Consider the following 16520-nt stretch of genomic DNA (forward strand, 5'->3'; position numbering starts at 1 on the left):
GGTCAGTCCTGCGGGTGCGGGACGCGATTCCAGCGGTCGAGGTGGGGGGCGAAGGCGGGGTGTGCGCCGAGGCGTCGCGCGTACCGCCACAGCCGGGGGTGGCGGGTGATGCGGCGGACCGTCTCGGCGTCGAGGTGGTGGCGGTGGACGGTGTCCAGCTGCACGAGCGCCGCCCACAGCCGCACGTCGGCGAGGGTGAGCGCGTCGCCGACGATGTGCTCCCGGCCCACGAGCCGCCGCTCCAGGACGGCCAGCGTGTGCAGCAGGGTGCCGAGGGTGGTGTCGCCGCCGGGCTGCGCCGCGCGCCGGGCGGACGCGACGATGCCCTGCTCGCCGAGCCGGCCCACCGCGTCGATCGCCTCCCGGGCACCGGGCGGGCTGAGGTCGGGGCCGCGGCCCGCGAAGTGCCGGGCCAGGTCGCGCAGGATGTCGGCGGGGTGGGTGCTGACGATCCGTCCGGTCCAGTCGTCGCTGAGCACGGGGGCCACGGCCGGCCCGGGGTGCTGGTGGGACGTGGCCTCGTACAGGGGAAGCAGTGCCCGGTGCCCGCCGTCGGGTGTGTCGGGTTCGGCGGGCAGCAGGGTCACCGGGAGGGTGTCGTCGAGGCGGAGCAGGCTGTGGGTGACGGCGATCTGGAGACAATGCGGGCAGGACGGTGACAGGTGGAGGCGGTAGCGGTGCGGGGCGGCGTAGTAGCCGCTGCGGGCGTCGCCGCCGATCCTGCTCCGGAAGGGCGGCACGGCGGAGGGGGCTGGGGCGGACATGCGTCTCCCTGGGGGTGCTCGATCACGGGCGTACGCGACGGCGTACGGAAGTGTCAGGCGCGGGCGGCGAGTTGTCCTCCGCCGAGGGGAGAACTCGCCGCGCTGCACACGCGCTCCAGATCGATGTGACGCCGGGACGTGAGCCGGGGCAGCGCCGCGACGGCGGCGCGGGCAGCCGCCCCGCCGAGCTCGCGCGCCGCACCACCCATGATTCCCTACCAATTCACTAGGATTCCTGTGGTTGAGTCTGTGGCCCGTGCGACGCCGCGTCAAGAGCGGTGCCACTCCTCGGCCAGCAGCTCGTAGGAACGCACCCGGTCCGCGTGGTCGTGGGTGATCGTCGTGACCAGCAGTTCGTCCGCGCCCGTGGCCTCCTGGAGTTGGGCGAGACGGCGGGCGACCGTCTTCGGGGAGCCGACGAACTGGGTGTCGACGCGGTCCTGCACGAGTGCGCGGTCGGCGTCGCTCCACACGTGTTTGCGTGCCTCCTCCGGGGTCGGGAAGTCGATGGCGCCCTCGGCGGTGCGGATGCTGCGCACCCACAGGCCGTAGCCGGTGGCGAGTTCGCGGGCGGTGGCGTCGTCCTCGGCGACGACGACGTCGGCGGAGACACTGACGTACGGCCTGTCGAGGGTGTCGGAGGGCCGGAAGAAGGACCGGTAGCCCTCCACGGCCTCCAGGACCGTGGCGGGGCTGACGTGGTAGTTCGCGGCGAACGGCAGTCCGCGCGCACCCGCGACCTCGGCGCTCTCGCCGCCGCTGCTGCCCAGGATCCACACCTCGACGTCGGCCCCCTCCCCCGGTACGACGTGTGCCTCGACGCCGTCCGGTGAGCGGTACTCGCCGGCGAGCAGGGCGAGGATGTCGTCGATCTGCTCGGCGTACTCCTGCGCCTGCGCACCCGGCTGCTGGAGCAGCTTGCGCTGCAACGCGACGCGGGGCGAGCCGAGGAGATGGGCGAAGGAGAACCGGGGCGGGATGACGAGGCCGCCCGGGGCGCGGCCGTCGACGACCGGTGTCGAGGTCGGTCCGGGAGCCGAGGGCCCGGCGGGCGGGCGGCCACCGGAGCGGCCGAGACCCAGGTCGATGCGGCCCGGATGCAGGGCGTCGAGCAGCCCGAACTCCTCGACGGTGGACAGTGCGGTGCGGTGTCCGAGCTGTACGGCGCCGGAGCCGAGCCTGATGGTCTCGGTGGCGGACGCGGTGAGGGCCAGGACGACGGCGGGCGAGGTGCCCGCCACACCGGGGTTGAGGTGGTGCTCGGCGAACCAGTACCGGGCGTAGCCGAGACGCTCGGCCTGCTGGGCGAGGTCGATGGAGTTGCGCAGGGCGTCGGCCGCCGTCGCCCCGGAGGGGATCGGCACGAGGTCGAGGACGGCGAGTGGGGTGTCAGGCACGGGAGAGCTCCTCGGTGGGCGCGGACACGGCGTCGGGGTGGGCCAGGCCGAGGTGGTCGCGCAGGGTCGTGCCCGCGTACTCCGTACGGAAGACGCCCTGTTCCTGGAGGAGCGGGACCACCTTGTCGGCGAACTCGTCGAGACCGCCGGGGGTGAGGTGCGGGACGAGGATGAAGCCGTCGGCGGCGTCGGCCTGGACGTACTCGTTGATGGTCTGCGCGATGGTGGCCGGGGAGCCGACGAAGTTCTGCCGGTTGCCGGTGTGGATGACGAGGTCGCGGATGGACCACTTGTTGGCCGCGGCGAGTTCGCGCCATTCGCGGGCGGTGGCCAGCGGATCCCGGTACATGCGGACCTGGGCGCGGCCCTCGGCGATGTGTCCTTCACGGACGTCCGGGTCGATGTCCGGCAGCGGCCCGTCCGGGTCGTAGGAGGACAGGTCCCGGTTCCAGACGAACTCCAGGTGCTTGAGGGCGGTGGCCCCGCTGACCTGGCGGCGGCGCACCTCGCGGGCGAGCTCCGCGGCCTCGGCGTCGGTGTCGGCGAGGGCGAAGGTCGCGGAGGGCAGGATGAGCAGCTGGTCGGGGCGGCGGTCGTACGCGGCGAGGCGGGACTTCACGTCCGCGTAGAAGGCGCGGCCCGTGTCGAGGGTGCCGTGCCGGCTGAAGATGGCGTCGGCCTCGGCGGCGGCGAACTCGCGGCCCTCGTCGGAGTCGCCGGCCTGGAAGACGACGGGGCGGCCCTGCGGGGAGCGCGGGACGTTGAACCGGCCGTGGATGTCGAAGTGTGCTCCCGTGTGGGCGAAGGCACCGGCCTTGGCGTCGCGCAGGAAGGTGCCGGTCTCCTGGTCGGCCAGGATCTCGTGGCCGCGCCAGGAGTCGTGGAGTTCGTTGGCGGTGGTGAGGAACTCCCTGGCGCGTGAGTAGCGTTCGCGCTGTGGGAGGAAGCCGCCGCGCCGGAAGTTCTCGCCGGTGAAGGCGTCCCAGGAGGTGACGACGTTCCACGCGGAGCGGCCGGCGGACAGGTGGTCGAGGCTCGCGAACTGGCGGGCCACCTCGTAGGGCTCGTTGAACGTCGAGTTGATGGTGCCGGTGAGTCCGATGCGCTCGGTGACGGCGGCGAGCGCGGCGAGGACGGTGAAGGTGTCGGGGCGGCCGACGACGTCCAGGTCGTAGATCTCCCCGCCCTGTTCGCGCAGCCGCAGCCCCTCGGCGAGGAACAGGAAGTCGAACTTGGCGCGTTCGGCGGTGCGCGCGAAGTGGGCGAAGGAGCTGAACTCGATGTGGCTTCCGGCCTCGGGGTCGCTCCACACGGTGGTGTTGTTGACGCCGGGGAAATGGGCGGCCAGATGGATCTGCTTCAGTGGCTTGGTCATGGTGTGTCCTCCGGCTCAGGCGGTGGCGGTCGCCGTGGCGTAGCGGTTGGCGGGACGCGGCAGGCCCAGCAGTCCGCGCAGGGTGTCGGCCTCGTAGGCGCGGCGGAAGACGCCGCGGCGCTGGAGTTCGGGGACGAGCTCCCTGGTGACAGCGGGAAGGTCGTGTCCCGCGACGGCGGGGCGCAGCCGGAAGCCGGTGAGCCCGGCACCGTGCAACTCCTGCAACCAGTCGGCAAGTTGAGCGGGGGTGCCCGCGAAGGTCGGGGCGTCGCTCACGTACGGCGTTCCGGCGACCTCGTCGAGCCGTTCCCTGCGGGCGGTCGCGGCGCCCTGGTCCTTGTCGAGGAAGACCACGAGGTCGCCGAAGACGTGCAGGGGCTCGTCGGCCCGCCCTGCCGCCTCCTGCTCGGTACGGACCCGGCCCACGATGGTGCGGGCCTGTTCGGCGTCGTGCGGGGTGACGTATCCGACGTCGGTGGCGCGGGCCACGAGACGGTACGGGACGGTGTCGTGGGCGAGCGCGGTGACGAGCGGCTGACCCTGCGGCGGACGGGGCGTGATGGAGGGGCCGCGGACGCTGAACCGGCTGCCCTCGAAGTCGATGTAGTGCAGCTTGTCCCGGTCGATGAAGCGGCCCGTTGTGGCGTCCCGGATCTCGGCGCCGTCCTCCCAGCTGTCCCAGAGCCGCCGCAGGACCTCCACGTAGTCGGCGGCCTCGTCGAAGAGTTCGGTCACCAACTCCCGTGCGTCCGGGCTGTCGTAGGCGTCGATGCGGGGAATCGTGCGGCGGCCGAAGTGGGCGGCCTCGTTCGGGCGGGCGGTGACCTGTGCCCGGAGGCCCGCGCGGCCGGAGCTGACGTAGTCGAGGGTGGCGATCGCCTTGGAGAGGTGGAACGGTTCGGTGTGCGTGACCACGGCGGTCGGGACGAGCCCGATGTGCCGGGTCAGCGGGGCGACGCGCGAGGCGATCAGCACGGCGTCGAGACGGCCGCGGACCTGGTCGGTGCGCTCGTCCGGTTCGAGGAAGTGGCCGGACTGCGGGCCGAGGCCGTCCTCGATGGTGACGAAGTCGAGCAGGCCCCGCTCGGCCTCGGCGACGAGCTCCGCCCAGTACGCGGCGGTGAACAGGTCGTGCGGCCGTGCGACGTGCTCGCGCCAGGACGCGGGGTGCCAGCCGGTGCCTTCGAGGGCCACGGCGAGGTGCAGGGAGGTGGAGGGGGCGGTGGAGGAGGAAGGAGAAGGGGACACGACGGGTGCCTTTCTGAAGCGGCTGAGCGAGGGGTCTACTGGCCCGTCCTGGGCAGTCCGGGCGGGTTGATCCTCGACTTCGACACGGCTTCGTCGGACAGGCCCCAGCGCTTCAGCACCTTCGCGTAGCTGCCGTTGTCGATGACGTGGTCGAGCGCGTCGGCGAGCGGCTTCACGAGCCCGCTGTCCTTCTTGGTGGTGGCCGCGATGAGGCCCTGGAGCTCGGCGCCCGCGCCGGAGTAGGTGCCGACGACCTCGGTCTTTCCGGTGCTCGCCGCGTGGTAGGCGGCGGTCGGGTTGGGGCCGAGGTAGATGTCGATGCGGCCGGACTGCAGGGCCAGGTAGGTGTCGCTGTCGTTCTGGTAGTACTTGATGTCGACCGGCTTGCGACCGGCCTTCACGTTCGCCTTGCTCCACTCGATGAGCAGCTTCTCCTGGTTGGTGCCGCTGCCCACGGCGACCGTCTTGCCTGCCACGTCCTTTGGCCCGGTGACCTTCAGGCCGCTGCCCTTCTTGGCCTCGAAGCCCAGGTTGTCCTTGCGGTAGGTGGCGAAGTCGTACTTCTCCTTGCGTTCCTCGGTGACCGTGATGTTGCTCAGGCCCACGTCGTACTTGCCGCTGTCGAGGCCGACGAAGATGTTCTCCCAGGAGGCGGTGGTGCGGTGCACCTTGAGGCCGAGGACGTCGGCGACGAGGTGGGCGAGGTCCGGCTCGACGCCGATGACGGTCTTGTTGTCGGTGGCGTGGAAGCCGAGCGGAGCGGCGGAGCTGGAGGAGCCGATGACCTCGAGGGTTCCTCTCTTGCGGATCCGCTCGGGCACCTCGTCGGCTATGGAGTCGACCTTGCCGGTGGTGACGCGGTGCTGCTCGGGGCTGAGGTTGATCTTCGCCTTGGCGCCTGATCCGTCCGCGACCTCGGTCGTGCCGCCGTCGGAGGGGTTGCTGCAGGCGGCGAGGAGGACGGCGCCGACGAGTGAGAGCGCGGCCGTGGTGGTGCGGCGGCGGGTGAGGGTGGTGGGCACGGTGGTTGTCCTTGCGTAGGAAGCGGGGTGGGAGACGGTCACAGGAGGCCGGTTACAGGACGCCGGTCACAGGACGCCGGTCACAGGACCTTGGAGAGGAAGGCGCGGGTGCGTTCGTGCCGCGGTGCGTCGAGGACGGCCGCGGGTGTCCCCTGCTCCACGACGACACCGCCGTCCATGAACACCACCGTGTCGGCGACCTCGCGGGCGAAGCCGATCTCGTGCGTGACGACAATCATGGTGGTTCCGGTGCTCGCCAAGTCCTTGATGACGTCGAGGACTTCGCCCACGAGTTCCGGGTCGAGCGCGGAGGTGGGCTCGTCGAAGAGCAGCACCTTGGGTTCGAGGGCGAGCGCGCGGGCGATGGCCACGCGCTGCTGCTGGCCGCCGGAGAGCTGGCGGGGGTAGGCGTCGGCGCGGTCGCCGAGTCCCACCCGCTCAAGGAGTGTCCGGGCGGTGTCCTCCGCCTGCCTGCGCGGGCGGCGCAGGGCGGAGACGGGGGCCTCGACCAGGTTCTCCAGCACGGTCAGGTGCGGGAAGAGGTTGAAGTCCTGGAACACGAACCCGATGTTGGTGCGCTGCTTGAGAACGTCCTTCTCGCGCAGCTCGTGCAGTCGGTTCCCGGAGCGGCGGTAGCCGATGAGTTCGCCGTCGATGCTGATCCAGCCGCGGTTGACCTTCTCCAGGTGGTTGATGGTGCGCAGCAGCGTGGACTTCCCCGAGCCCGACGGGCCGAGGATCACGGTGACCTCGCCGGCGTTCACCTGGAGGTCGACGCCGCGCAGCACCTCCAGCGGGCCGAAACTCTTGTGGACGTCCTGGATGTCCACCATCGGCTCGGTCTTCGTCGGGCTGATCATCGTCGGGCTCCCTGGGTTCGGCGGGTCTTCGGGGCGGTGCCCCTGGAGTAGCGGCGCTCCACGTAGTGCTGGGCGACGGAGAGCAGCGAGGTCAGCACCACGTACCAGGCGGTGGCGACGAGGAGCAGCGGGATCACGCGGCCGTTGCGGCCGTAGATGACCTGGGCCTGGTAGAAGAGCTCGCCGATGGACATCACGTAGACCACCGAGGTGCCCTTGAGCAGGCCGATGATCTCGTTGCCCGCCGTGGGCAGGATGGCGCGCATGGCCTGCGGCAGGACGATCCGGCGAATCTGCCGCAGGCGCGGGATGCCGAGCGCGGCGGCGGCCTCCAGCTGCCCGCCGTCGACGGAGATGACACCACCGCGGACGATCTCGGCGGCGTACGCGGCCTGGTGCAGGGTCAGGCCGATGACGGCGGCGCCGATGGTGCCGATGAGGCTGTTGCTGTCGACGGACCAGAACACCGGGCCGAAGGGGATGCCGAGGCCCAACTCCTTGTAGAGCGCGCTGAGATTGAACCAGAAGACCAGTTGGACGATCATCGGGATGGACCGGAAGATCCAGATGTACGTCCAGGCCACGGACTGCAGCACCGGGCTCCGCGAGAGCCGCATGAAGGCCAGCACGGTACCGAGCAGGAAGCCCAACACCGTGGCGTAGGCGGTGAGTTGGAGGGTCACCCAGACGGCCTGCACGATCGTTTCGGACAGGACGTAGTCGCGGAAGACGTCCCATTCCCACACGGGGTTGGTCAGCAGTCCGTGCAGGAGCTGCGCGACCACCACCAGCACCGCGGCGGCCGCCGCCCAGCGCGCGTAGTGCCGGACGGGGACGACGGTGAGGGCGCCCGGATCGTCGGTCGCGCGGCCCCGAAGCCGTTTCTCGAACGGGAGCGGGCCGATGGTCTCCGGGTCGGCCTCGGTGTCGAACAGCGGCGTGTACCCGGCGGCCAGGTACAGTCCGCGGGCCTCGGGCTGGCGCGGGCCGGTGGTGAGGTGGATCCGGCGGTAGCCGCGCTCCCCCGCCTCGCGCTCCAGCTCGGCGACCACGCGGCGGGCGAGGCCGCGCCGCCGGTGTGCGGAGTGCGTCCAGATGCGCTTCAGTTCGGCGGTGTGCGCGTCGTAGCGGCGGAAGGCGCCGCCCGCGACGGGTTCGCCGTCCTCCAGGATCAGGAGCAGCAGACCGCCGTGGTCGGGTGTGAACTCCTCGTCCGGGTAGCGGGCGATCTCCGCGTGGGCGTCCTTGCCGTACCGCGTCGAGTACTCGTCGCCGAGCTCGCGCAGCAGGGGCTCGACGCGCGGATCGGACACGGGGACGTGAACGACCGTCACCTCGACGTCTCTGGTGGGTGGTTGGGTCACGGAGGTCATGCGCCCACCGCCGCGGGTGCCTCGGCGCCGCGCTGCGCACGCTCGGCGTCGCGCTTGGCGACCTCTTCGCGCACGATCGGGATCACGTACCGGCCGAAGTCGATCGCGTCGTCCAGCAGGTCGTAGCCGCGGGCGGAGAGGATGTCGACGCCGAGGTCGTAGTAGTCGAGGAGGGCCTGCGCGACGGTCTCCGGGGTGCCGACGAGGGCGTTGGAGTTGCCCGCGCCGCCGGTCGCGGCGGCGGTCGGGGTCCACAGGGCGCGGTCGTAGCGCTCGCCCGCCTCGGCGATGGCGATGAGCCGCTGGGAGCCGGTGTTCTGCGGGGCGCCGCTGCGGTGGTGGCGTACGAGACCGGCCTCGCGGCGCTCGCGGATGGCGCCGACCGTGCGGTGGGCCTTCTCCCAGGCCAGTTCCTCGGTCGGAGCGATGATCGGGCGGAAGGCGACCTGGATGCGCGGTACGTCGGTGCGGCCCGCGGCCCGTGCGGCGGCCTTGACGGTCTCGATCTGCTCGGCGGTCTTCGCCAGCGGCTCGCCCCACAGGGCGTAGATGTCGGCCTCGGCGCCCCCGGCCGCGTACGCGGCGGGCGAGGAGCCGCCGAACGAGACGTTCGGCCGGGGCTGCTGGACCGGGAAGACGTCGCTGACGAAATCGTGGAAGCGGTAGTGCTCGCCCTCGTGGTCGAAGGGTTCGCGGGTGGTCCAGATCTTCTTGACGATGCGGATGTATTCGCGGGTGCGGGCGTACCGCTCGTCCTTGGTGAGGGTGTCCCCCTCACGGCCCTGCTCGTGGTCGTTGCCGCCGGTGATGAAGTGGACCGTCAGGCGCCCCTCGCTGATCCGGTCGAGGGTGGCGAAGGTCTTGGCGGCGTAGGTCGGATACGACACATTGGGCCGGTGGGCGAGCAGGATCTGCAGGTGGTCCAGACGGCTCGCGATGTACGCGGCGGCCGGCGCCGGGTCCGGGGAACCCGATCCGTAGGCGAACAGCACCCGGTCCCAGCCGTGCTCCTCGTGTGCGCGGGCGAGCCGGAGTGTGTACTCCTTGTCGAAGGCCTCGCCGGAGCGGGCGGTGGTTTCGGAGCCGTCGTTGGTGGCGGCTATGCCGAGGAATTCCACGGGCACGGGATGGCCTTTCGGAGGCGGCGGCGACCGCACGGGGGCATGCCGGAACAGCCCTGCGCGCAGGCGGCGGTGACGATCCGTCAGAGGACGGGCCGACACGGGTGTGAGAACACGGAAGCGACGCGGTACGTCGTGGGAGGAGGTGCGGCGGCAGCGCGCGAAAAGCGTCGGAACTCGGCCCGCTACGGGGTCACCGAGAGAGAAAAGGGCCGGTCAGAGGGCCCGCTGCCGGATCAGGCGCAACACGCCGCGGACCACACCCGACCGAAGTCGATGTGGTCACGCGAGACCAGGCGCTGGGCAGTCATGGGTCAATTGAGCCGTCCGCGGGGCGGTTTCGTCAAGCTCGGACCGCATACCGGACTGCCCGGAGGTGGCTGGTGGTGCGGATGGTGTCGAGTTCGCACCGCGGGGCACGCTAGCGTTCCGCTGTGCCCGAGGACGAGAAGACCCCCACCGATCAGGGGGCAGAGAAGAAGCGGCGGCTCACCCGCGGCAGGCTGATCGTGCTGGCCGTCGTGCTGCTCGCGGTGGCCGCGGCCGTCGTCGTACCGCTGGTCGTGCTCTCCGGCGAGCGGGGGTCAGGACGTTCCGAGAAGCTCGTGATCCCGGAGGGATACCGTTCGAGCCAGGTGTACGAGGCCGTGGACAAGGCGCTCGGGGTCGACGGGGGGACCACGAAGAAGGCGGCCGCGAAGGCGGACTTCACCTTGCCGAGCGCGGCGGACGGCAACCCGGAGGGCTATCTGTTCCCGGCCACGTATCCGGTCGGCCGCAGGACCAGCTCCGCGTCCCTGCTCGCCTACATGAACGACACCGCGAACCAGCGGCTGCGGGCCGAGCATGTCACCGAGGGAGCGGACCGCAACGGCGTCACGGTCTACGAGACGGTGGTCATCGCCAGTATCGTGCAGGCGGAGGCCGACACCCACGAGGACATGGGGAAGGTGGCCCGTGTCATCTACAACCGGCTCGCCCGGGACATGCCGCTCCAGATGGACTCCACGATCAACTACGCCCTGAACCGCTCGACGCTCGACACCAGCCACGCGGACACCCGGCTCGACAGCCCGTACAACACGTACAAGCACAAGGGTCTGCCGCCCACGCCCATCGGCAATCCGGGGCAGGACGCCATGGACGCGGCGATCCATCCGCCCAAGGGCGACTGGCTGTACTTCGTGACGGTCGGGCCGGGAGACACCCGGTTCACCGACAGCTACGAGGAGCAGAAGAAAAACGTCGAGGAGTTCAACTCACGCCAGGCGAGCGCGAGGGGCCAGGAGGGCTGAAAGCCCCCCCCCGGCCACCCCTCCTGCTTCAGGAGCGGCGCTCCCGCACTCCGCTCAGCAGGCGGGTTCGCTGCTCCTCGTCCGTCGCGGCGGCCAGCGCGGTCAGCGCCAGTGCCGTCGCCCCTTCGACGACGGCGCGGTCCGCGCCGGGGGACGTTCCGTAGGAGGCGAACTCGGCCGTGTGCTGGGTGGCGCCCCCGGTGTCGTAGCCGATGGTGGGGTGGATCGCGGGCAGGAGCCGGGAGACGTTCCCCATGTCGGTGGAGGCGGTGGTGGCGCCGTGCCGGGGCAGCGGGGTGCGGCCGAGCGAGCGGGCCGCCGCCACGTAGGCCTCGGTCAGGAACGGATCCTGGCGGAGGTCGGCGAAGTCCCGGCCGTGCGGGACGAGTTCGAGTGCGGCGCCGGTGGCGAGGGCGCCCGCCTCGAAGCAGGCGCGGACCCGGCCCTGGACCGCTGTGAGCTGTTCGACGGTGGGGGCCCGCACCTCGTAGCGGGCGGCGGCGGTGTCGGGGATGACGTTGGGTGCCCGGCCCCCGTCGGTGACGATGCCGTGGACCAGGGAGCCCGGCGGCAGTTGCTGGCGCAGCACGCCGATCGCGGTCTGGGCCACGGTCAGCGCGTCGAGCGCGTTCACGCCCTCCCACGGCGCGAGGGCCGCGTGGGCCGGCCGGCCCCGGTAGGTGACGTCCCAGGCGCCGATCGCCAGCGAGGAGGCGCCGACGGAGTCCTCGGCGGCGGCGTGCGCCATCAGCGCCGCGGCGACGTCGTCGAACACGCCCGCCTCGATGAGCAGCACCTTTCCGCCGATGTCCTCCTCGGCCGGGGTGCCGATGAGCCGGACGGTGATGCCGAGCCGGTCGGCGACGGCCGCGAGACCGAGCGCCGCGCCGACGGACGCCGCACCGTTCACGTTGTGACCGCAGGCGTGGCCGATGCCGGGCAGCGCGTCGTACTCGGCGCAGAAGGCGAGCACCAGCTCGCCGCTGCCGTACGTGGCGTCGAGCGCGGTGGGCAGGGAGTCGAGGGGGCGGGTCACGGTGAAGCCGGCCGCGTCGAGGAGTTCGGCGATCTTCGTGGCCGAGCGGTGCTCCTCCAGGGCGAGCTCCGGTTCGGCGTGCAGGCTGTGGCTGAGCGCGACGAGCTCTTCGCGCCAGGCCTGGACGGCCTGTGCCACCTCGCCGTGGGCGGAGTGCGCGGAGTCCGCCGTCGTCGTGGGTCGCGTGGTCTTCGCCGTGGTCATACGAGGCCTTCCTTCAGGTCTGCGGGCACGTCATGGTCGGCGGCGGCAGCCGTCCCGGCGGCCTGTCGGTCGCTCCCGTAGAGCAGGGCGAACGCGCCGCCGACCAGCGCCACCGCGGCGCAGGCGCCCCAGCTCCATACGAAGCCGGAGACCGCGATGTGGCCGCTGGAGCCGCCGAGTTGATGTGCGGCGAAGAGCCCGCCGATGACGGCGGCGCCGATCGCCGCGCCCAGTGACAGCGCGAGCTCGTTGATGCCCACGGCCAGCGCGGTCTGCCGCTCGGGCACGATCTCCGCCGACAGGGTTCGGGTGATGGATTCGAAGACGCCGGTGGCCAGGCCGACGATCAGCGCCGAGGCGACGTACTGCGGGAGCGTGGCGTGGAAGAGGGCCATGCCGAGGAAGCCGGCCCCGATGAGGATCCCGCCGGTGGCCAGGACGGCGCGGTCGCCGATCCGGCGGGCCAGGCGCGGCGTGGCCGTGGACCCGGCGAAGCCCGCCACCACCATCGCCAGGGACACCGTCGCGATGGACTGCGGGCCGAGGCCCATGCCGTAGCCGACGGCCGCGGGGTCGGCACCGAGGAACAGGGCGTTGGCGCCCAGGAATCCGATGGCGCCGAACGCCGCGCAGAACGTGTGCACGCTCACCACCGCGAGCCGTCGGTCGCGCAGCATGCCGACGTTCACCAGGGGGCTCTTCGCACGGCGCTCCACCCCCACCCAGGCGACGAAGACCACGACCGCGAGGGCGGCCGTGCCCAGGGCGCGCGGCGAGGTCCAGCCCCACGTACCGCCCTGTGCGAGCACCAGGACCAGCGCCACGAGGCCGACGGTCAGCAGCGCCGCCGCGCCGAAGTGGAAGCGTCCGCCGAACTCGCCGTCGCTGTCCGGGAGCAGCAGGCCGGCGGTCACGGCGAGGGCCGCCACCGGCACGGCCGCCCACAGCCCGGCCTCGGCGTGCCGCTCGCTGAGGGCGCCCGCGGCGAGGCCACCGACGCCGACGGCGATCAGCAGGGCGCCGACGAGCAGCGACATGCCGGTGCGGCCGCGTTCGGGGGCGCGGGAGCGCAGGATCCCGGCGAGCAGCGGGAAGAACCCGACGACCGCGCCCTGCAGCACCATCCCCACGGCGAGGGTCAGCACCGTCGGCCGCACCGCCATGAGGAGCGAACCGGCCGCGACCATCGTGAGCGCCACCCGCAGCAGCCGGCGGTGTCCGTACAGGTCGCCGAGGCGCGACAGCAGCGGGGTGAGCACGGCGAACGCGCACTGCGACAGCAGATACAGGTTGTTCTGAGCCACTCCGCCGATGCCGAGGCTCTGCCCCAGCTCCGGGAGCAGCGGCGTGAGATACCCCTGTACGACACCGCTGAACACGACGACCACGGCCATCGCGCCGAGCATGCCGCGCCCGGTGCCCACATCCGTACGCATAGGAGACGTCCCTTCTGACGGCTACGGCGACGGCGGCTGTGCCGACTCGTCTGGCCGGATTCGAATGCGCTGGCTACTGTGCGGTCTGCGGTCGTATCGGGCCGCGAATTCGTCGGAAACGAGCAGGCAGGGTGGGTGGCATGCGAGAAACAGTCGCCGTGAGCGAGCTGGACCTCGCCCTCGTCAACGCCCTCCAGCTGCGTCCCCGCGCCTCCTGGACCGAACTCGCACCGCCGCTGGGCGTCACCGCGAGCACCCTCGCCCGCCGCTGGGAGCGGCTGACCGCGGAGGGTCTGGCCTGGGTGTACGCGGCACCCGGCCGGGAGTTCTCGCGCACGCGCTGCACGGCGTTCGTCCTGGTGCGCTGCCGTCCCGGCAGCCGTATGCGGATCGCTCAGCAGCTGCTCGTGCACGAAGAGGCCGTGACCATCGAGCTGACCGGTCCGGGCAGCGCCGATCTGCTCATCGACGTCCTCGCGCCGGACCTGCCCGCGCTCACCCGATTCCTGACGACCCACCTCGAACCGCTCCGCGGAGTCGTCGGAGTCGACTGCCTCTTCGCCACGTCGCTGTCCGTGGAGGGCAGCCGCTGGCGGCTCCGCTCACTGGACCCGACGCAGCTGACCGCCCTCGGCCGGACGGGCGCGGTCCCGCCCGAGCCCGCGGCGACCGTCGAACTCGACGCGGTGGACCGGGGGTTGCTCGACGCGCTCGTCGGCGACGGCCGGCTCGGCCTCGCGGAGCTCGCCGGGCGCACCGGCACCAGCCCCGCCACGGTCCGCCGGCGCCTGCGCCGCCTCACCGAATCGGGCGTCCTCACCTTCCGCTGCGACATGGCGAACGCGCTCGCCGGTCGCCCGCTCCCGGTCTCACTGCTCGGCCGGGCCCCGGCCCGCGACACCGCCGCCGTCCACCGCGCCTTCGCCGCGCTGCCGGAGTGCCGCCTCGTCGCCGCGGTCACCGGCCGCACGAACGTCTTCGCCACCCTGTGGGTCCGCGACCTCGGCGACATCCAACGCCGCGAGGCCGCCCTGTGCGCACGCCTGCCGACGCTGGAGGTGACCGACCGCATCGTCGGCCTCCACACGGTCAAGCGCATGGGCCACCTACTGGACGAGGACAGCCGCCGCATCGGGGTCCGCCCGATCCGGCCGTGGTAGCCGAACCCCGGAGTGAGGCGCCCCGGCGACTCACCGGAACGCTTGCCGCGCGTACGTCAGCAGCTCGCGCAGGGCCGGGTTGTGCGTCCGCTTCCAGACCAGGGCGAGCAGGGCCGGCGTGTCGACGTCGTCGATCCGGCGTGCGGTGAGGCGGTCACCGTAGGCGGCGGCCATCGACTCGCTGAGGACGGCGACACCGAGGCCGCGGTCGGCGAGGGCCGCGATGGCGTCCGCGGCGCTCGCCTCCAGGGCGATCGTGAGGCGCAGGCCCTGCGCGGCGCAAGCACGGTCGAAGACGGTCCGCAGGCCGGTGCCGGGCGGCATGCAGATGACCGGACGGTCCATCAGATCACGGAGCAGGACGCGTGGTTGGCGTGCCAGGGGGTGATCAGGAGGTACCGCCACGACGAGGTGCTCGTCGATGACGGTGAGCGATTCGAGGTCGTCGGGGGTGGAGTGCGCGGCACCGATGAGCGCCAAATCGGTGTCCCCGCCGCGTACGCCGTCGACGAGGCGGTCGGAGTTGTCCTCCAGCAACGAGACCTCGACGCCGGGGTGCGCCGCGTGGAACGCGGCGAGGGCGTCGAACAGCGGGGTGACGGTGCAGCCGATGACCATGCCGACGGTGAGCCGGCCCCGGATCAGTTCGGACACCTCGGCCACGGCCCGCCCGATCGTCCCGGCCGCGGCGAGGGTGGCGCGGGCGTGTTCGAGCGCGGCCTTGCCCGCGACGGTGAGCGTGGCGGTGCGGGACGAGCGGTCGAACAGCTCCGCCCCCAGCTCGCGCTCCAGCTGCCGGATCTGCGCGCTGACGCCGGACTGGCTGATGTGCACCCGCTCGGCGGCCCGCGTGAAGTTCCGCTCCTCCGCGACCGCGACGAAGTATTCGAGCTGTCTCAGATCCATGACCCGCCTTTCATGACCACAGGTTCTAGTTTGCAACAAAACCATTTGTTGGACTTCTACCCCGTGGGGGACGACGCTGTAAGGACGACAGCGAACCGAGGAGGAGCCCATGCCGGAGTCCGGGTACGAGAAGGCCATGCGGCCCGAGGACATCACCCGCCTGTTCGTCGAGCGGTCCAACGCGGGCGACGCGGCCGGGGTCGCCGCGCTCTACGAGGAGAACGCGGTGCTCGCCTATCCGCCGGGCCAGGAGACGGTCGGCCGGGAGGCGATCCGCGCGCTGTGGGAGAAGGTGCTGGCCGGTCGCCCCCACTTCACACCGGAACAGCCGCTGCCGACGCTCGTCAGCGGTGACATCGCCCTCACGTCGACTCCGCCGAAGGACGGGGCGGGCGCGCGGGCGCAGGTCGTCCGCCGCCAGCCGGACGGCAGTTGGCTGCGCCTGCTCGACCAGCCGGAGTTCGTCCCGCCCGCCGGCTGACCCGGCTCGCGGCGGCGGTAGATGACCGTGCCGCGCCCACGGGCTCAGCGCGCCAGGGCGCTGCCGATCTCCTCCGCCGCCGCCACGACCAGCGCCGCGAGGTCCGCCCGTGCGCGGCCGGCCTCGGTCAGGCGCGAGGTGGGGCCCGCGATGCTGATGGCGCCCACCGTGCGGCCCGAGGGGGCGCGCAGCGGGGCGCCGATCGCGGTTCTTCCGGTGGTGTGCTCGTCGACGGCGGCAGCCCAGCCGCGGCGGCGTATCTCGTACAACTCGGCGGCCAGAGCGGCGCGTTCGGTGAGGGTGTGGCCGGTGTGGGGCGGGAGTTTCTCGGGCACGTCGAGCTCGTGGTCGAAGGCGAGCAGGGTCTTGCCCACGGCCGAGGCGTGCAGAGGCAGGTGGGCGCCGAGGCGGAGGGCCTGGGTGCTGTCGTCGGGGCGGAAGACGTGGTGGACGACGCGGGCCCGGCACTCGTGGGGCGTGGCGATCCACACCGATTCGCCGCTGCGCGCGGCCAGGGTGTCGGCGCTGTGCAGAGAGCGGGCACGCAGTTCGTTCGCGTCGAGCTCGCCGTTGCTCAGGTGGAGCAGCGCCGCGCCGATCCGGTAGCCGTCGGTGACCGGGTCCCGCTCCACCAGGCCCGCCGTGACCAGCGTGCCGAGGATTCCGTGCAGGGCCGACTCGGGCAGCCCCATCGCGCGGGCCAGCTCCGTCGCCCCGAAGGACCGGCGCCCGGACGCGAGCAGCCGCAGGACCAGCGCCGCCCGCTCAACCGACTGGATCCGCTCTGCCACGCCGGGCACGGTAGCCCACCGTTGGTCGGACCCGCTCCCCGGCCCTACCTT

General features: G+C 72.1%; 16 protein-coding genes and 1 pseudogene. 3 read left to right on the forward strand and 14 right to left on the reverse strand.

From position 1 onward, the window contains the following. Positions 1 to 2 precede the first annotated feature (2 nt). From ACY34M_RS15975 to ACY34M_RS16020, 10 genes and pseudogenes are all read right to left on the reverse strand, one after another. Positions 3 to 764 (reverse strand): glutathione S-transferase C-terminal domain-containing protein, encoded by a 762-nt coding sequence (locus ACY34M_RS15975; protein WP_462717113.1) that lies wholly within the window; start codon positions 762 to 764, stop codon positions 3 to 5. A gap of 53 nt (positions 765 to 817) precedes the next feature. Next, positions 818 to 973 (reverse strand): hypothetical protein, encoded by a 156-nt coding sequence (locus ACY34M_RS15980; RefSeq protein ID WP_462717112.1) that lies wholly within the window; start codon positions 971 to 973, stop codon positions 818 to 820. A gap of 60 nt (positions 974 to 1033) precedes the next feature. Continuing rightward, positions 1034 to 2161: an MsnO8 family LLM class oxidoreductase gene (locus ACY34M_RS15985; RefSeq protein ID WP_462717111.1), complete on the reverse strand. Its 1128-nt coding sequence runs from the start codon at positions 2159 to 2161 to the stop codon at positions 1034 to 1036. Next, positions 2154 to 3536 (reverse strand): NtaA/DmoA family FMN-dependent monooxygenase, encoded by a 1383-nt coding sequence (locus tag ACY34M_RS15990; protein ID WP_462717110.1) that lies wholly within the window; start codon positions 3534 to 3536, stop codon positions 2154 to 2156. Before ACY34M_RS15990 ends, ACY34M_RS15985 begins: the two co-directional genes overlap by 8 nt. A 15-nt stretch (positions 3537 to 3551) precedes the next feature. Beyond that, positions 3552 to 4784 carry an LLM class flavin-dependent oxidoreductase gene (locus ACY34M_RS15995; protein WP_462717109.1) on the reverse strand — a complete coding sequence of 411 codons (1233 nt, stop codon included), beginning with the start codon at positions 4782 to 4784 and terminating at the stop codon, positions 3552 to 3554. Between the two features lie 35 nt (positions 4785 to 4819). Continuing rightward, the gene (locus ACY34M_RS16000; RefSeq protein ID WP_462717108.1) at positions 4820 to 5806 is read right to left on the reverse strand and encodes an ABC transporter substrate-binding protein; all 987 of its coding nucleotides are present in this window, start codon (positions 5804 to 5806) and stop codon (positions 4820 to 4822) included. 80 nt (positions 5807 to 5886) lie between these two features. Continuing rightward, positions 5887 to 6666 (reverse strand): amino acid ABC transporter ATP-binding protein, encoded by a 780-nt coding sequence (locus ACY34M_RS16005; protein WP_462717107.1) that lies wholly within the window; start codon positions 6664 to 6666, stop codon positions 5887 to 5889. After that, positions 6663 to 7571 carry an amino acid ABC transporter permease gene (locus ACY34M_RS16010; protein WP_462717209.1) on the reverse strand — a complete coding sequence of 303 codons (909 nt, stop codon included), beginning with the start codon at positions 7569 to 7571 and terminating at the stop codon, positions 6663 to 6665. The genes ACY34M_RS16005 and ACY34M_RS16010 overlap by 4 nt, the downstream gene beginning before the upstream one ends. 72 nt (positions 7572 to 7643) lie before the next feature. Continuing rightward, positions 7644 to 8039, reverse strand: a pseudogene (locus ACY34M_RS16015) (GNAT family N-acetyltransferase); the annotation flags it as partial. Continuing rightward, positions 8036 to 9163, reverse strand: coding sequence for an LLM class flavin-dependent oxidoreductase (locus ACY34M_RS16020; protein ID WP_462717106.1), 1128 nt, complete (start codon positions 9161 to 9163; stop codon positions 8036 to 8038). The pseudogene ACY34M_RS16015 and the gene ACY34M_RS16020, both read right to left, overlap by 4 nt. Before the next feature lie 431 nt (positions 9164 to 9594). Between ACY34M_RS16020 and mltG the strand changes: the two genes are divergently transcribed. After that, positions 9595 to 10455: an endolytic transglycosylase MltG gene (gene mltG / locus ACY34M_RS16025; protein WP_462717105.1), complete on the forward strand. Its 861-nt coding sequence runs from the start codon at positions 9595 to 9597 to the stop codon at positions 10453 to 10455. Between the two features lie 28 nt (positions 10456 to 10483). On the opposite strand, the gene ACY34M_RS16030 is transcribed toward mltG, so the two are convergent. Together ACY34M_RS16030 and ACY34M_RS16035 are read right to left on the reverse strand one after the other, a co-directional pair. Continuing rightward, positions 10484 to 11695 (reverse strand): amidohydrolase, encoded by a 1212-nt coding sequence (locus ACY34M_RS16030; RefSeq protein WP_462717104.1) that lies wholly within the window; start codon positions 11693 to 11695, stop codon positions 10484 to 10486. Further along, entirely contained in the window at positions 11692 to 13131 is a 1440-nt protein-coding gene (locus tag ACY34M_RS16035; protein ID WP_462717103.1) for an MFS transporter, read from the reverse strand. Before ACY34M_RS16035 ends, ACY34M_RS16030 begins: the two co-directional genes overlap by 4 nt. A 140-nt stretch (positions 13132 to 13271) precedes the next feature. On the opposite strand from ACY34M_RS16035, the gene ACY34M_RS16040 reads away from it, so the two are divergent. Further along, the gene (locus tag ACY34M_RS16040) at positions 13272 to 14291 is read left to right on the forward strand and encodes an Lrp/AsnC family transcriptional regulator (RefSeq protein ID WP_462717102.1); all 1020 of its coding nucleotides are present in this window, start codon (positions 13272 to 13274) and stop codon (positions 14289 to 14291) included. Positions 14292 to 14321: 30 nt separating this feature from the next. On the opposite strand, the gene ACY34M_RS16045 is transcribed toward ACY34M_RS16040, so the two are convergent. Beyond that, positions 14322 to 15197: a LysR family transcriptional regulator gene (locus ACY34M_RS16045; protein ID WP_462717101.1), complete on the reverse strand. Its 876-nt coding sequence runs from the start codon at positions 15195 to 15197 to the stop codon at positions 14322 to 14324. A 109-nt stretch (positions 15198 to 15306) separates the two neighbouring features. Here ACY34M_RS16045 and ACY34M_RS16050 point away from each other — a divergent pair, with 109 nt between their 5' ends. Then, entirely contained in the window at positions 15307 to 15678 is a 372-nt protein-coding gene (locus ACY34M_RS16050; RefSeq protein ID WP_462717100.1) for a YybH family protein, read from the forward strand. Positions 15679 to 15722: 44 nt separating this feature from the next. Here ACY34M_RS16050 and ACY34M_RS16055 read toward each other — a convergent pair whose 3' ends face one another. Continuing rightward, positions 15723 to 16469, reverse strand: coding sequence for an IclR family transcriptional regulator (locus ACY34M_RS16055; RefSeq protein ID WP_462717099.1), 747 nt, complete (start codon positions 16467 to 16469; stop codon positions 15723 to 15725). Positions 16470 to 16520: the final 51 nt, after the last annotated feature.

The sequence above is a fragment of the Streptomyces sp. EDA2-14 genome (genome assembly GCF_054963755.1).

Coding starts and splice junctions, on each gene's coding strand:
- ACY34M_RS15975 (WP_462717113.1), bottom strand. CDS start 764: ATGTCCGCCCCAGCCCCCTCCGCCGTGCCGCCCTTCCGGAGCAGGATC.
- ACY34M_RS16050 (WP_462717100.1), top strand. CDS start 15,307: ATGCCGGAGTCCGGGTACGAGAAGGCCATGCGGCCCGAGGACATCACC.
- ACY34M_RS16030 (WP_462717104.1), bottom strand. CDS start 11,695: ATGACCACGGCGAAGACCACGCGACCCACGACGACGGCGGACTCCGCG.
- ACY34M_RS16035 (WP_462717103.1), bottom strand. CDS start 13,131: ATGCGTACGGATGTGGGCACCGGGCGCGGCATGCTCGGCGCGATGGCC.
- ACY34M_RS16045 (WP_462717101.1), bottom strand. CDS start 15,197: ATGGATCTGAGACAGCTCGAATACTTCGTCGCGGTCGCGGAGGAGCGG.
- ACY34M_RS16040 (WP_462717102.1), top strand. CDS start 13,272: ATGCGAGAAACAGTCGCCGTGAGCGAGCTGGACCTCGCCCTCGTCAAC.
- ACY34M_RS15990 (WP_462717110.1), bottom strand. CDS start 3,536: ATGACCAAGCCACTGAAGCAGATCCATCTGGCCGCCCATTTCCCCGGC.
- ACY34M_RS15980 (WP_462717112.1), bottom strand. CDS start 973: ATGGGTGGTGCGGCGCGCGAGCTCGGCGGGGCGGCTGCCCGCGCCGCC.
- ACY34M_RS16005 (WP_462717107.1), bottom strand. CDS start 6,666: ATGATCAGCCCGACGAAGACCGAGCCGATGGTGGACATCCAGGACGTC.